The following is a 14347-nucleotide window of genomic DNA, read 5'->3' as shown; positions in this document are numbered from 1 at the left end:
CCGTGCCCGGCCGCACCGGCGCGCCGTACGTGTGGCCGGCCAAACGCGTGCCGGCCGTGTCCGTGCCCGGCCGTACCCGCGCCCCCGCTGCCCGGCCGGCCCGCCGTCCGGGCCCCGCACCGTCCGTGTCCTCCCGACGAGTCTTCGCCCACATGGACGCTTCCGCCATCGGAACGGGGCAATGGTAGGCACTCCGTCCATTGAGCGGGCAAGCCGATCATCCGTAGTGTCGTCGGTATGCGCGACGAGGCGTGGCCCCAAGAACTGGCCGACGAACTGAACCGGCGGCTGCCCCCCGGCCGCGTCATCACCGACCCGGACTCGACCCGGAGCTATGCCCACGACGAGGCGGAGTGGGCCCCCTGCGGCCTGCCGGCCGTCGTGGTGCGGCCCCGGACCGCCGAGGAGGTCCAGGACGTCGTCCTGGCGTGCCTGCGGCACGGCGTCCCGCTGATCCCCCGGGGCGCCGGCACCGGACTGTCCGGCGGGGCGAACGCCGTCGACGGCTGTGTGGTGCTGTCCACCGAGGCGATGACCGCGATCACCGAGATCAACGCCCTCGAACGGCTCGCCGTCGTCGAACCGGGCGTGGTCAACGAGGATCTCCGTTCCGCCTGCGCCGAGCACGGCCTCTGGTACCCGCCCGACCCCGCCAGCGCCCGCTGGTCCACGATCGGCGGCAACGTCGCCACCAACGCGGGCGGACTGTGCTGCGTCAAGTACGGAGTCACCCGCGACTACGTCCTCGGCCTCCAGTTCGTCACCGGCACCGGAGAGCTGGTGCGGGTGGGACGCCGGACCGCCAAGGGCGTCGCCGGGTACGACCTGACCTCCCTGCTCGTCGGCTCCGAAGGCACTCTCGGCGTCATCACCGAGATCACCGTCCGGCTGCGCCCGCGCCGCGACCCCGAGCACACCGTCGCCGGGCACTTCGCGTCCGTCGTGGACGCGGGCCGCGCCGTCGCCGCCGTGGCGGAGGCGGGCGTCACCCCCTCGGCGCTCGAACTCATCGACCGGCACTGCCTCGCGGCCGTCGACCGGTGGAAGCACATGGGCCTGTCGACCGAGGCCGAGGTGGTCCTGCTGGGCCGCTCCGACGCCCCCGGGCCGGCCGGGGAAGCCGAGGCGGACACGATGCTCGCCTGCTTCGAACGCGCCGGCGCCACCTACGCGGTCCGCTCCACCGACCAGCACGAGGCGGAGGCCCTGTTCGAGGCGCGGCGGCTGGCCTACCCGGCGCTGGAGCGGCTCGGCCCGGTCCTCACGGAGGACATCTGCGTCCCCAAGGCCGCCGTCCCCGAGATGCTCGGACGCATCGACGCGATCGCCGCCCGGCACGACACCCTCATCGCCAACATCGCCCACGCCGGCGACGGCAACCTCCACCCGCTGCTGATCACCCCGCCCGGCGACGACGCGGCCCGGGCCCGCGCCCAGGCCGCGTTCACCGAGATCATCGCCGAGGCCCTCGCCCTCGGCGGCACCGTGACCGGCGAGCACGGGGTGGGACTGCTCAAGCGCGACGGTCTGCGCGACGAACTGGGGCCCGCCGTCCTCGCCCTCAACCACGCGGTCAAGGACGCCCTCGACCCGCGCCACATCCTCAACCCCGGCAAAGTCGTGTCGTACTCGCGGAAGGACTCCTGAGCATGGACCCCGCCCTCGCGGTGGACCTCGGGGAAGGCCGGTCGGTCACGGGCATCCGCGAGGACGGTGTCGCCGTCTTCCGGGGCATTCCGTACGCCGAGGCGCCCACGGGGGCCGGGCGCTTCGCCGAACCGCGCCCCGCCGCCTGGACGGGCGTACGCGACGCCCGCGCCTTCGGTCCCACCGCGCCCCAGCCCGCCACGGACGTGCCCGGCCTGCCCGACCTGTCCGTCGTCGTCGGCCCGGGGTGGGTGCGCGGCGAGGACTACCTCACGGTCGACGTGTGGACGCCCGACCCCGAAGCCAGCCCCGGCGCCGGGGCGCTGCCGGTCATGGTGTTCGTGCACGGCGGCTCCTTCGTCGGCGGCGCGGGCCGTACGACCGGTTACGACGGGACCTCGTTCGCCCGCGACGGCGTCGTCCTCGTCACCCTCAACTACCGCGTCGGCATACCCGGGTTCCTGCGGCTGCCGGGCGCCCCGGACAACCGCGGCCTGCGCGACCAGATCTGCGCCCTGCGGTGGGTACGGGACCACATCGCCCGGTTCGGCGGCGACCCCGCCAACGTCACCGTCTTCGGCGAGTCGGCGGGCGCCCTCAGCGTCGGCGCCCTGCTCGCCGCGGCGCCCGCCGGGCTGTTCCGCCGGGCGATCAGCCAGAGCGGCGGCGCCTCGCACGCCTTCACCCCGGCACAGGCGGACCGCGTCACCGCCGCCGTCGCCGAACTCCTCGGCGTCCCGGCCACCGTGGACGCCTTCGCCGCGATCCCCGACGAGGCCCTCGTCCAGGCGGTGATCCAGGTGTCCGGCGCCGACGTGGACCTGACCGTCGACGGAGTCCGCGACCCCCTGATGGGCCTCAGCAAGCTCGGTCCGGTGGTGGACGGCGACCTGCTCACCGAGCAGCCGGTCGACGCCGTCCGCAAGGGCGCCGCCGACGGTGTCGACCTCCTGGTCGGCTCCAACCGCGACGAGATGAACCTCTACCTCGTCGCGCTGCCCGCCCCGCCCGTCACCGAAGAGGCACTGCGCGCGGTCGCCTCCGGGCTGCACCCCGACCCGGACGCGCTCGTCGCCGCCTACCGCGAGGCGGGCCGGGGCGAGAGCCCCGACGAGGTCCACTCGGCGATCGGCACTGACTACATGTTCGCGGTGCCCACCGCCCGCCTCGCCGAGGCGCACGCCGGCCGGCCGGCCGCCACCTGGCGCTACGAGTTCACCTGGCCCTCACCCGCCGCCGACGGCCGTATGGGAGCCTGCCACGGCCTCGAACTGCCCTTTGTGTTCGACATCGTGGGCCGAATCGACACCGGCGCCTTCGGTATCCCCTCGGACGTCCCGGCGGTCCGCGAGCTGGCCCGGGACACGCACGCGGCCTGGGTCGCGTTCGCCCGCGACGGCGACCCCGGCTGGCCCCGGTTCACCGCCGACGAACCGGCCGTGCGGCGCATCGACACCGAGTGGACCCTCACGCACACCGCGGACGGCCCGGAGCGGTCCCTCTGGCACAACATCCGCTGACCCGCCCGCCCAAGGCGCGGCCGTCATCCCGCGCGCGGACCGTACCGCGACCAGGGCGCCGGCGTCACCGACCGCGTCACGGAGTCGGCGCCGGACGGCGGGACGGCTGGTGGCCGGCCCCCGCCGAGGGCGAGCACCGCCGGCCCCGGAGGCTTCGAGCCCGCCCCGGACGCGGGCTCTCGGGCCTCACCAGAGACCCTCTCCCGGGCCTCGGACCAGCACCGTGCCCGCCATGGTCGTCGCCACCAGCACGACGACCGCCAGGGCGTGGAACCGCACCCCCCGCTCCACCGAGCGGTGTTCGGCCACACGGTCCAGTGTGAACTCGGCCGGATCGGCGGACGTGCAGTGGACCGTGACATCACGGCCGTACGCGCCGGCGGGGTCCGGCAGGCGCGACGCGCAGTACGCCGTGACGGCCGTGCCCGCACCGGTGGTGAACGACACGACCGGGGTGACGGTGGTCGAGGTGTGGCCCTCGTCGTCGACGCTGACATCTCTCAGGACCGCGACGACCCGTCCCCGCGCGGTCTCCATCGCGGCCAGTCGCTCGACGCGGCGGTTCTTGGCGCGTACAGCCCCGGGCAGCTGAACGGCGCTGGAGACCGCCCACGCCCCGCCGAGGCCGATCAGCGCCCACGGCCACCCCCAGCCGGCCGCCGCGAGGGCCACCAGCCCGACGTAGACCAGGAAGACCGCGAAACCGGGCCAGCCCAGCCCACGACCGGGCTTCTCCGGTGTGTCGGAGAACCGGAGGGCGTGCGGTCTGCCTCGCGGATGGCTGACCCCGATCTCCCGGCCCTCCCACGCGCAGGTGATGACCGTGTCGCCCCGCTCCCCGTCGTTCGTCACGATGACCTCCCGCCCGGAGGCCGGGTCGCGGTAGGAGACGACCACCGATATCCCGCCCTTCCGGGACCCGCCGTGCCGGGGCTCCCGCACCCGCTGGACGCGCCCTGTGAGCCGGACCGTCCGCTGCGCCCTGGTCACTCCGGCCAGCGACATGCCGTACCCGACCAGGGCCACCGCACCCCACACCGCGCACCACAGCACCAGGAACCCGTCCCACCCCATGCCCCCTCCTCCTGCCGGTCCCGTCAACTGCCGTTACGCCGCAGCACTTTGCCCTGCCCGTCCGCCTCCAGCGTTCCCGCTCCCCCGCCCCCGCCGCCGGTGACCACGACCCTGAGCGTGAGCGAGCCGGCGACGCCGTCGACGGTGAGCTGCCAGCTCCGCGGGGACCCGACGCCGAGGGTGGTCCTGGCCTCCTCGACCAGACCGGGGACCCGTTCGAAGGGCAGCGACCTCGGGTCGAAGGCGGGGCTCTGCACGCCGCCGGGCGAGAAGACGACCGTCAGCAGGCGGTCCTGCACGACGACGGTGAGCGCCCGACGCCGGTCCGCCCCCTGCATCAACGACTCGACGGCCCTGCGCAGTTCGCCCTCGTCGAGCAGCGACTGGCCGGGCCCCAAGGTGACCGTGCCCGTCCCCGACGTCACCGTGGTCGTGGACGACGAGGAGGACACGGACGGCTTGGGGGCGCTGCTGTCACCCTCGTGGGAGTCGAACAGGTCGGCACGGAACAGCAGGAGGACGGCGGCGGTGCCGAGCAGCAGCCCGAGGAGAGCGAGGAAGGCGCTGAAACAACCCCCCGGTGTCTCGCGCTTCAGGGCCGGACCGGGCGCCGAGTCCACCCGGGCCACGGCCGCCCGCTCCTCCCACCGCGGTGTCGGCCGCTTCACGATCCGCGTCTTCCACGGCCGGTCCGGTGGATACTCCACCACCACGATCCCGCGCGGCCGGTAGCCGGGCAGCTCGACGAGGTTGATGTCCTGCCGTATCTCGACACGGAACGCGGGCGCGCCGTCCGGCGCGACCGACAGCTCGAACCGCACCGGCACGTCGCCGGTCTCACCGCCGACGGCCTCCAGGCTCTCGATCACCGCGAGCGCCGTGCGCGGCACGACAGCCGCCTCCTGGAGACGGCGCGGCAGCGTGGCGAGGAAGAAGACAACGCCGTAGACCGCGGGCAGAACCAGCCCCGTGACGATCAGCGGAGCCCTCTCGACGACACAGCCACCGATGAAGGCGGTCAGGGACGCCCCGATCACCCCACCCGTCAGGAACCCCAGAGCGAGACCGGCAGGCCCCTTGTGCGTGGGCGGCGCGCTCGCGGCGATCGTCATATGGCCGATTGTGCACAGCATGGGTAGCGGCCGACAGACCTGTGGACGGGCTACCTCCACGGCTCCCGCGGAGAACGCGTTACGGGCGGCCGGGCGGACTCCGCGTACCGCGGTCTGCACGGTGCCGACCGAGGGCGCCCCGTCGCGTACGCAGGTCGAGCGTCGGATCCGGTCCGGCCGCGCCGACCTCTTTTGTCGCCGACTCCGGGTGAGGCAACGGGGTGTTGACCGGCTCGCGTCTCTCCTTCCGACCGAGCCGGTCGCCGGACCTTGGGGGAAGACATGGTGGTACGCACGACACCGGTGACCGCGACGGCCGTCGCTCTCACCGCGGCCCCGTAGGGCCTCTCGCGCGCCGAGCACGCCAGTTGCCGCCGGACTGCCCTGCCGGCCACCGTTCGGCCCCCGCTGAATCCGCGGGGGTCCTGCCGTACCCCATTGTTCGGCCCAGCCGCCCCGCGAGGAACCGCACACTGCCGCAGCGGCGTCTTCGACGGAATGAGTCCACATCTGCCCTGGCGCCGGACAGAGCGGCGCGGCTTGCGGCTTCGGCCCATCGGCCTCGTCCTGGTACTGGCCTTTGCCACCGCACTGCTGGTCGCGTCCGGAGTGTTCTACACCGCCTGGGAGCTGTTGGGGGTAAACAGGGTCAAACAGGAACGGCGCATCGATTCCCAGACTCTCTTCGACATGGTGAAGCTAGCCTTCGGTGTGGTCGCCGGGTCCGGTGCCCTTGTCGCTTTGATCGTCGCCTACCGACGCCAGCGCGTGGACGAGGACGGTGCGCTGCGAGATGCCACCCGCCTGCACACCGAGCGATTTACCACCGCCGTGTCTCAACTGGGAGATGAATCCGCCGCCGTACGCCTCGGCGGCATCCATTCCCTGGCCGGACTCGCCGATGACGCCCCCACCCAAGCCCTCCGCCAGACCGCCATCGACGTTCTGTGCGCCTACCTTCGACTCCCGTACACCCCGGAGGCCGACCTTTCCCCTAATGACCCGGACGCACGTCACGTCTACCTCGCCTTGCGCGAAGTCCGACACACCGTCATCCGCCTCATCCGTGACCACCTACGGCTCCCCCTCGGCCACCCCCACGCGTGGCAGGGACACGACTTCGACTTCACCGGTGTCACCTTCGACGGCGGTGACTTCGCCCTGGCAGTGTTCTCCGGCGGTACGGTCAGCTTCAGCGGCGCGACGTTCTCCGGCGGTACGGTCAGCTTCAGCGGCGCGACGTTCTCCGGTGGCACGGTCGATTTCAGCAGCGCGGAGTTCTCCCCCGGCACGGTCAGCTTCAGCGGCTCGGTGTTCTCAGGGGGCAGGGTCTACTTCAGGCATGCGCTGTTCTCAGGGGGCAGGGTCGACTTCAGCCGTACGGAGTTCTCCAACGGTAGGGTCAGCTTCAATCAAGCGGAGTTCTCCGGCGTCGAGCTGGACTACAGCTATGCGAATTTCTCCGGCAGCACGGTCGAATTCCATCGTGTGGGATTCTCCAGCGGTAGGGTTGATTTTATTGGTGCGGAGTTCTCCGACGGTGCGGTCGAATTCAACCGCGTGATGTTCTCCGGCAGTGAGGTCGGATTTAGCCGTGCGATCTTCTCCGGTGGATCGACCAGCTTTAATCGAGTCGAGTTCTCTGGCGGAGTGGTTGAATTCGGCGACGCAGTATTCTCTGGCGGCTGGGTGCAGTTCGACGGTGCAATATTCTCCGGCAGCAGAGTGGAATTCAACCGTATTGAGCTCTCCGGCGGCAGGGTCGGCTTCGGTAATGCGGTCTTCTCGGGCGGTGAAGTCAGCTTCAATAGTGCCGAGTTCTCCGGTGGCACGGTCGAATTCAACGAGGCGCTGTTCTCCGGCGGCACGGTCGAATTCATACGTGCGAAGTTCTCCGGCAGCAGGGTCAACTTCACTGGCGCGGTTTTCTCCGGCGGTGTGGTCGACTTCAGCGGGGCGTTCGGTGCCGCACCGAACGAGTTGGTACAGGCTTCCCTTTCCGCACCAGTGGGAGTCATCCTGTCTGCTGCATGGCTGCCCACCGGACCGTGAAATGGATGGGGATTCCCGCACGGTGACCATTACAGCTCAGAACGATCCTGGGGAGGGGTTTCGTCATCCCCTCCCCAGGTAGACCCGACCCGGATCACCACCGAGACCGCCGAGGAACGCGAGGCCGGTTGCCGCCCGGTTCAGCAGCCATTCCTGCCCCGGATGCCTGTGCGCGCCCCGTCGCGTACGCCGGTCGTGCGGGTCACCGGAGGGCGCCGGGTTCACCTCTACTCGCCCTCCGGGCAAGGCGATTTGCTCGGTCAGCAGGAATATGGTCGGCCATATTCGGACTTAGAGGGCGCTCTCCGTCTGTAGCGGTACTTCCACCGTTCTGGGGTGCCCGCCGAAGAGGGAGTAACCCATGTCGATGCGCAGGACATACGCGCTGCTGGTAGCCGGGACGGCAGTGCTGGCCACACTCGCCACCATCACCCCGTCCACCGCGGCGCCGAGCTGCGAAGCCAGGGCCATCTGTCTGTGGACCGAGCAGAACGGAGGCGGCCAGCTCAAGGTCTGGCGCGGCGGCTACCTGGATCTCCCGTCGAATTTCCACCACCACGTGTACTCCTTCCGGGCCAACCGCAGTGGTGCCTTCATCAATTACCACGACGGCACCAAGCAGTGCCGGACCGTCAGTGCCGGAAACTTCGCCGATAACTACAACAAGGGGGCGGCCTTCGGTAAGACGATGGACGCCATCGGGGACAACTGCTGACGCTGCTTTCCGTACGCGCGGAGGATGGGCAGCCGGGCCGTCGTTCGCGGTGAAGGGAGGCGCGGAAGCGTGTTCGCGCTGCGGGTGCGGCGCGAACACGCTTCCCCGTATCCGCGATGGGGGCGCGCCCGGCACCGCCGGAGGCTCAGGGCGCATCAGTGCCCGCGCCGAGCCCATGTGCCCCTCAGCGCGCCCCGGCGGCCCCTCCGGGGACATGAAGAAGGCGAGGCCCGAAGACCCCGCCCGCCACCAGTGAACCCCCGGCTCAGGGCCACACCAGACAGTAGGGCTGATGCCCCGCCTCGTGCAGCCGGTGGCTGAAGTCCTGCCACTCGTGCAGCAGTTGGTACACGTTGTACGCGTCCCTCGGCCCGCCCCGGTCCGGCACCGTCGACCAGATGAAGGCCGCGGCGCCCACCGATTCCTCGCCTATGTCGCGCAGCGGGTCCACGACCGTCATGGGGAGGCGCACGACCGCGTAATCCGGGTGGAGGACGACGAGTTCGAGCGGGGGGACCTTGTGCAGGGGCATGCCCTGTATGCCCGTCAGGACCATCGCGGCTATCGTCTCCGGCTTGATCTTGGAGAACATCCCGCCCATGCCCAGCTCATCGCCGCCCAGTTCCTCCGGACGCATGGAGATGGGGACGCGGGCCGCCGTGGCCCCGTTGGGCGCGCCGAAGTACTTGTAGGTCACCCCCACCCGGCCACCACTCCTGATTCCCGGAATCCGTGTTCCCGGAAGCTGTTCCTCGGCCGCGCGGGCTTCGCCGGTCTGGCCGCCACCGCGTCTTTCGCCCGTACCGCGCATCTCGCCGGGCTCGCGCCGCTCGCGGGAGTCACGCGCCTCGCGGTCCCGGTGCTCGCGGCGCCGGTGTTTCCCCCGGGCAGGCTCCGGACCCAGGTCGTCGGTCCCCTCGCCCACTCCGCCACCGCGATGCATATCTCCACCCGACCACTCGCAGCCCCGGCCGCGCAACCCGATCATCGTGACAGTGACCTCCCCCACGAACGTCCGGTGAAACACCAGTCCGCGGATCCGTCCGAGCCTCTGACACCATGGATTGCGTGAGCTTCCCCTATGACGCCCCAGTTTCGCAGACACTCTTTGACCGTGCCGCCCTCGTGACGCCCGGCGGCGTGAACTCTCCCGTCCGCGCGTTCAACGCGGTGGGCGGTACGCCCCGGTTCATGGTGTCCGGTAACGGTCCATACCTCATCGATGCGGACGGTCGCGAATATGTCGACCTCGTATGTTCTTGGGGTCCGATGATTCTCGGACATTCCCGCCCGGAAGTGATCGAGGCCGTCCAGGCCGCGGTCGCCCGCGGTACGTCCTTCGGCACGCCGGGTGAGGGGGAGGTCGCGCTCGCCGAGGAGATGGTGGCGCGGATCGCGCCACTCGACCAGGTGCGGCTCGTGTCGTCCGGGACCGAGGCCACCATGTCCGCCATCCGGCTGGCCCGCGGCTTCACCGGCCGGGCCAAGATCGTGAAGTTCGCCGGCTGCTACCACGGCCATGTCGACGCGCTGCTCGCCGCCGCCGGGTCCGGGGTCGCCACGTTCGGGCTGCCCGACACGCCCGGTGTGACCGGTGCCCAGGCGGGGGACACCATCGTCCTGCCGTACAACGACATCGAAGCGGTACGCGCCGCCTTCGCCGCGAACCCGGGCGAGATCGCCTGCGTGATCACCGAGGCGTCGCCGGGCAACATGGGGGTCGTACCGCCGAGGGACGGGTTCAACGCCGGGCTCAAGGAGATCTGCGCCGCCGCCGGCGCGCTCTACATCTCCGACGAGGTGATGACCGGTTTCCGTACCTCGAAGGCCGGCTGGTACGGGGTCGACGGCGTCGAGCCCGACCTGATGACCTTCGGCAAGGTGATGGGGGGCGGCTTCCCGGCCGCCGCGTTCGGCGGTCGTGCCGACGTGATGGGCCGGCTCGCGCCGGTCGGCCCCGTCTACCAGGCCGGCACGCTCTCCGGCAACCCGGTCGCGACCGCCGCTGGCCTCGCGCAGCTGCGGCTGCTCGACGACGCGGCGTACGCCACGGTCGACGCCGTCTCGCGCGAGATCCAGGGGCTGGTGACGGAGGCGCTCGCCAAGGAGGGCGTGGCACACCGTGTCCAGACGGCGAGCAACATGTTCTCCGTCTTCTTCACGGCCGACGAGGTACGCGACTACGACGACGCCAAGAAGCAGCAGTCCTTCCGCTTCACCCCCTTCTTCCACTCGATGCTCTCCGACGGCGTCTACCTGCCGCCGTCGTCCTTCGAGTCCTGGTTCGTCTCCACCGCGCACGACGAGCGCGCGGTCGAGCGGATCGCCGCCGCCCTGCCCGCCGCCGCCCGCGCCGCGGCCCAAGCCATCGAGCCGGAGAACGCCGCATGAGTGCCACCAGTGCCCAGAGCGAGATGACCGTCGTCCATCTGATGCGCCACGGTGAGGTGCACAATCCCGACGGCGTGCTGTACGGCAGGCGCCCCGACTTCCACCTCTCCGAGCTGGGGGTGCGGATGGCCGACCGGGTCGCCGAGCACCTCGCTGGCCGTGACATCACCCATGTCGTGGCCTCCCCGCTGGAGCGCGCCCAGGAGACGGCCGCCCCCATCGCCAAGGCCCACGGGCTGACCCTGGACACCGACGACCGGCTGATCGAGGCCGCGAACGTCTTCGAGGGCAAGACCTTCGGCGTCGGTGACGGCGCGCTGCGCAGGCCCGCCAACTGGAAGTACCTCACCAACCCGTTCCGGCCGTCCTGGGGCGAGCCGTACATCGATCAGGTCGTACGGATGATGGGCGCGCTGACCGCCGCCCGCGACGCGGCCCGGGGGCACGAGGCGGTCTGCGTCAGCCACCAGCTGCCGATCTGGATCGTGCGGAGCTTCGTCGAGCGGCGCCGGCTGTGGCACGACCCGAGGCGGCGGCAGTGCTCGCTCGCGTCCCTGACCAGCGTCACCTACCGGGGCAACAAGATCGTCTCCGTCGGTTACTCCGAGCCGGCCCGCGACCTGGTGCCCGCTCACCTCCTGCCGGGCGCGCGGCCCGTGAAGGGCGGGGCCAAAGCCTTCGGGGCGTGACCCTCCGCGCCGGGCGGCATCGCGTGCGCCGTCTCCGTCAGCAGGCGTGCCCCGGTTCCGTCGGCGCGGGCGCGCCCCGTCTCCGTCGGCAGGTGCGACCGCCGCCCTCAGCAGGCGCGACCGCCGCCGTCGCGACGGTCTGTCAGCACGTCAGCAGGCCCGAGTGACCACTTCTGTCATATCGCGATGATTTTTGTCACAGCTGTCGTTACCTCAGCAAAAGTGTGACTAATGCTGGAACCTCCGCGTTCGCTACGCCATCTCATGTATTGCCGTTTGTAAGACTTTATGAACGGCGTACGTGTAAGCGAGCGCGAAGGAACGGTATGCGCGACATCAGCCGAAGGAGTCTGCTCGGAGCGGGAATCGGGGCGGCGGCGGCCGGGATCGCCGGCTGCTCCACCGGAGGGAGCGAGCCGGGCCGGCCCGACGCCGCGAAGGGCGGCAGCGGAAGCCCGACATCCGGAACGGGTTCCACGGGCAAGGACGGCCGTCTCATCGGTGACGGTTCCACCTCCGACACCGGAAAGCAGCCGCACCAGCCGGCCGCGCCGGTCCGGCTGGAGCCGGGGCAGACCCCGCCGCAGTTCGTGATCTTCTCCTGGGACGGCGCGGGCGAGGTCGGAAACGGCCTCTTCCCGCGCTTCCTGGAACTCGCCAAGGAGCACGACGCGGCGATGACCTTCTTCCTCTCCGGCCTGTATCTCCTGCCGGAGTCGAAGAAGACCCTCTACCGCCCGCCCAACAACCCCGTCGGCGCGTCCGACATCGGGTATCTCACCGACGCGCACATCAAGGACACCCTCAAGAACGTCCGGCAGGCGTGGCTGGACGGCCACGAGATCGGCACGCACTTCAACGGCCACTTCTGCGGTGGCTCCGGCACGGTCGCCAACTGGACCCCCGACCAGTGGCGCAGCGAGATCGACCAGGCCGTCTCCTTCGTCACCGAGTGGCGTACGAACACGGGCTGGACGGACCTCGACCCGCTGCCCTTCGACTACCGCAAGGAACTGACCGGCGGCCGCACGCCCTGTCTGCTCGGCCAGGAGAACCTGCTGCCGACGGCGAAGAAGCTGGGCTGGCGCTACGACGCCAGCTCCTCCGGCGGCACCCAGATCTGGCCGGCCAAGCTGAACGGCGTCTGGAACCTTCCGCTCCAGGCGGTGCCCTTCCCCGGCCACAGCTTCGAAGTCCTCTCCATGGACTACAACATGCTCGCCAACCAGTCGAAGAACTCGACCAACGGCATGACCTCGCGGTACGCGGAGTGGCGCGAGCAGGCCGCCGGGTCCTACCTGGCCGGTTTCGAGCGGGCGTACGAGTCGAACCGCGCCCCGTTCTTCATCGGCAACCACTTCGAGCAGTGGAACGGCGGGATCTACATGGACGCCGTCGAGGAGGCGCTGAAGAAGATCGCGGGCAAGAAGGACGTACGGCTGGTGTCGTTCCGCCAGTTCACCGACTGGCTCGACGCCCAGGACCCGGCCGTGCTGGAGAAGCTCCGCACGCTGAACCCCGGGCAGGCCCCCGACGGCGGCTGGAACTCCTTCTTCAAGGCCGCCTGATCGCTGCCCGACCGCCGCCCGACCGGGGCCCGGCCCCGGTCGGGCCCCGGCCCGGCCACGCCCCCGACCACCGTCTTTCCGCTTCTCACGGCGGGACCAGGGGGGTGCGCAAGATCCGCGAAACGCCCATGCGAAACTTTTCACATGAACTCAGGTCGCGCCCCCCGACGCAGCCCCGGCCGCCGTCCTCGCGCCATCCTGCCGGTCACGGCCGTCGTCGCGGCGCTGACGCTCTCGGCGTGCACGAGCGGCGGTAAGTCCGGGGGCGGCGGCGACACCAACTTCGTGACGAACGCCGGCGGCATCTCCACCGCCGCTGTCGCCGACCGCCGGCCGGTCAACAAGATCGCGGGCGAGACCCTCGAAGGCGAGCAGCTCGACGTGGCCGACCTCAAGGGCAAGGTCGTCGTGCTGAACGTCTGGGGTTCGTGGTGCCCGCCCTGCCGCGCCGAGGCCCCGCACTTCGCGAAGGTCGCCAAGGAGACCGAGTCGAAGGGCGTGGCCTTCGTCGGGATCAACACCCGGGACCCGAACAAGGGCCCGGCGGTCGCCTTCGAAGAGGACTACGGCGTCGAGTACCCGAGCCTGTACGACCCGACGGGCAAGCTGATCGTGAACGGCTTCCCCAAGGGCAGCCTCAACCCGCAGTCCATCCCCTCCACGATCGTCCTGGACCGGCAGGGGAAGATCGCGGCCCGCTCGTTGATGGCGCTCAACGAGGAGAAGCTGCGCAAGATGATCGACCCGCTGATCGCGGAGAAGTGATGCGGCCGGTACGGCCCGTACGCCCGGTCCGGCGCACGCGGCGCGGGTGCGCGCCGCGCCCGGGGTGTCCGGCGTGAACGAGACGGTCTACAGCGGAGCGCTCGCGCTCGCGCTCCCGATCGCGGTGCTGGGCGGGCTCGTCTCGTTCTTCTCGCCGTGCGTCCTGCCGCTCGTGCCGGGCTACCTCTCGTACGTCACCGGAGTCAGCGGCACCGATCTCGCGGACGCCAGGCGCGGCCGGATGGTCGTGGGCGCCACGCTGTTCGTGGTGGGCTTCACGGCGGTCTTCGTGTCGGGCGGCGCGCTCTTCGGCTACTTCGGCGCCACCCTCATGGAGTACCAGGGGATCATCTCCAAGGTGCTCGGCGCGCTGATGATCCTCATGGGGTTGTTCTTCATGGGGCTCATGCCCTGGTTCACCCAGCGCGAATTCCGCTTCCACAAGCGCCCGGTGGGCGGCCTCGCCGGCGCCCCCCTGCTCGGGGTGATGTTCGGGGTGGGCTGGACGCCCTGTCTCGGCCCCACCCTCACCTCCGTCAACACCCTGGCGCTCAGCGAGGCGGACGCCGGCCGGGGCGCGATACTGATGGTCGCGTACTGCCTCGGCCTCGGCCTGCCGTTCGTGCTCGCCGCGGTGGCGTTCCGCAAGGCCCTGGGGGCCTTCGGCTGGGTCAAGCGCCATTACACCTGGGTCATGCGTATCGGCGGCGGAATGATGATCGCGACCGGCCTGCTGCTGCTCACCGGCGCGTGGGACGGCATCGTGCAGCAGATGCAGACCTGGTCGAACGGCTTCACGGTAGGGATCTAGTTC

12 protein-coding genes are annotated in these 14347 nt (G+C 70.7%); 9 read left to right on the top strand and 3 right to left on the bottom strand.

From position 1 onward, the window contains the following. Window positions 1-237: 237 nt before the first annotated feature. Together ACFY6S_RS30055 and ACFY6S_RS30050 are read left to right on the top strand one after the other, a co-directional pair. A complete protein-coding gene (locus ACFY6S_RS30055) occupies window positions 238-1647 on the top strand; it encodes an FAD-binding oxidoreductase (RefSeq protein ID WP_388828382.1) in 1410 nt (469 codons plus the stop codon). Window positions 1648-1649: 2 nt separating this feature from the next. Continuing rightward, window positions 1650-3167, top strand: coding sequence for a carboxylesterase/lipase family protein (locus ACFY6S_RS30050; protein ID WP_388828379.1), 1518 nt, complete (start codon window positions 1650-1652; stop codon window positions 3165-3167). Between the two features lie 186 nt (window positions 3168-3353). Here ACFY6S_RS30050 and ACFY6S_RS30045 read toward each other — a convergent pair whose 3' ends face one another. Together ACFY6S_RS30045 and ACFY6S_RS30040 are read right to left on the bottom strand one after the other, a co-directional pair. Beyond that, complete coding sequence (locus tag ACFY6S_RS30045) at window positions 3354-4241, bottom strand: DUF3592 domain-containing protein (RefSeq protein WP_388828376.1); 888 nt, start codon at window positions 4239-4241, stop codon at window positions 3354-3356. A gap of 23 nt (window positions 4242-4264) precedes the next feature. After that, window positions 4265-5353: a hypothetical protein gene (locus ACFY6S_RS30040; protein WP_388828374.1), complete on the bottom strand. Its 1089-nt coding sequence runs from the start codon at window positions 5351-5353 to the stop codon at window positions 4265-4267. A gap of 498 nt (window positions 5354-5851) precedes the next feature. Here ACFY6S_RS30040 and ACFY6S_RS30035 point away from each other — a divergent pair, with 498 nt between their 5' ends. Further along, window positions 5852-7405: a pentapeptide repeat-containing protein gene (locus ACFY6S_RS30035; protein WP_388828371.1), complete on the top strand. Its 1554-nt coding sequence runs from the start codon at window positions 5852-5854 to the stop codon at window positions 7403-7405. 361 nt (window positions 7406-7766) lie between these two features. Then, a complete protein-coding gene (locus ACFY6S_RS30030) occupies window positions 7767-8120 on the top strand; it encodes a hypothetical protein (RefSeq protein ID WP_388828367.1) in 354 nt (117 codons plus the stop codon). 265 nt (window positions 8121-8385) lie between these two features. Here ACFY6S_RS30030 and ACFY6S_RS30025 read toward each other — a convergent pair whose 3' ends face one another. Beyond that, complete coding sequence (locus ACFY6S_RS30025; RefSeq protein WP_388828365.1) at window positions 8386-9063, bottom strand: hypothetical protein; 678 nt, start codon at window positions 9061-9063, stop codon at window positions 8386-8388. 116 nt (window positions 9064-9179) lie between these two features. On the opposite strand from ACFY6S_RS30025, the gene hemL reads away from it, so the two are divergent. From hemL to ACFY6S_RS30000, 5 genes are all read left to right on the top strand, one after another. After that, on the top strand, window positions 9180-10511 hold the full coding sequence (gene hemL, locus ACFY6S_RS30020; protein WP_388828362.1) for a glutamate-1-semialdehyde 2,1-aminomutase: 1332 nt from the start codon (window positions 9180-9182) through the stop codon (window positions 10509-10511). Further along, window positions 10508-11200 (top strand): histidine phosphatase family protein, encoded by a 693-nt coding sequence (locus ACFY6S_RS30015; RefSeq protein WP_388828359.1) that lies wholly within the window; start codon window positions 10508-10510, stop codon window positions 11198-11200. Before hemL ends, ACFY6S_RS30015 begins: the two co-directional genes overlap by 4 nt. Before the next feature lie 326 nt (window positions 11201-11526). After that, on the top strand, window positions 11527-12768 hold the full coding sequence (locus ACFY6S_RS30010; protein ID WP_388828356.1) for a hypothetical protein: 1242 nt from the start codon (window positions 11527-11529) through the stop codon (window positions 12766-12768). 144 nt (window positions 12769-12912) lie between these two features. Beyond that, window positions 12913-13533, top strand: a complete 621-nt coding sequence (locus ACFY6S_RS30005) for a TlpA family protein disulfide reductase (protein ID WP_388828353.1) — start codon at window positions 12913-12915, stop codon at window positions 13531-13533. Between the two features lie 73 nt (window positions 13534-13606). Continuing rightward, a complete protein-coding gene (locus ACFY6S_RS30000) occupies window positions 13607-14344 on the top strand; it encodes a cytochrome c biogenesis CcdA family protein (RefSeq protein ID WP_388828349.1) in 738 nt (245 codons plus the stop codon). The last annotated feature ends 3 nt before the right edge of the window (window positions 14345-14347 follow it).

The sequence above is a fragment of the Streptomyces sp. NPDC012835 genome (genome assembly GCF_042900885.1).
Lineage (GTDB): Bacteria > Actinomycetota > Actinomycetes > Streptomycetales > Streptomycetaceae > Streptomyces.
The sequence above is the reverse complement of the archived record's forward strand: the minus strand, read 5'-3'. Positions and strand labels throughout refer to the sequence as shown.

Excerpts from the sequence above, each read along its gene's own strand:
- ACFY6S_RS30050 (WP_388828379.1), top strand. The coding sequence starts at position 1,650 with ATGGACCCCGCCCTCGCGGTGGACCTCGGGGAAGGCCGGTCGGTCACG.
- hemL (WP_388828362.1), top strand. The coding sequence starts at position 9,180 with ATGGATTGCGTGAGCTTCCCCTATGACGCCCCAGTTTCGCAGACACTC.
- ACFY6S_RS30010 (WP_388828356.1), top strand. The coding sequence starts at position 11,527 with ATGCGCGACATCAGCCGAAGGAGTCTGCTCGGAGCGGGAATCGGGGCG.
- ACFY6S_RS30040 (WP_388828374.1), bottom strand. The coding sequence starts at position 5,353 with ATGACGATCGCCGCGAGCGCGCCGCCCACGCACAAGGGGCCTGCCGGT.
- ACFY6S_RS30035 (WP_388828371.1), top strand. The coding sequence starts at position 5,852 with ATGAGTCCACATCTGCCCTGGCGCCGGACAGAGCGGCGCGGCTTGCGG.
- ACFY6S_RS30045 (WP_388828376.1), bottom strand. The coding sequence starts at position 4,241 with ATGGGGTGGGACGGGTTCCTGGTGCTGTGGTGCGCGGTGTGGGGTGCG.
- ACFY6S_RS30015 (WP_388828359.1), top strand. The coding sequence starts at position 10,508 with ATGAGTGCCACCAGTGCCCAGAGCGAGATGACCGTCGTCCATCTGATG.
- ACFY6S_RS30005 (WP_388828353.1), top strand. The coding sequence starts at position 12,913 with ATGAACTCAGGTCGCGCCCCCCGACGCAGCCCCGGCCGCCGTCCTCGC.
- ACFY6S_RS30030 (WP_388828367.1), top strand. The coding sequence starts at position 7,767 with ATGTCGATGCGCAGGACATACGCGCTGCTGGTAGCCGGGACGGCAGTG.
- ACFY6S_RS30055 (WP_388828382.1), top strand. The coding sequence starts at position 238 with ATGCGCGACGAGGCGTGGCCCCAAGAACTGGCCGACGAACTGAACCGG.
- ACFY6S_RS30025 (WP_388828365.1), bottom strand. The coding sequence starts at position 9,063 with ATGCATCGCGGTGGCGGAGTGGGCGAGGGGACCGACGACCTGGGTCCG.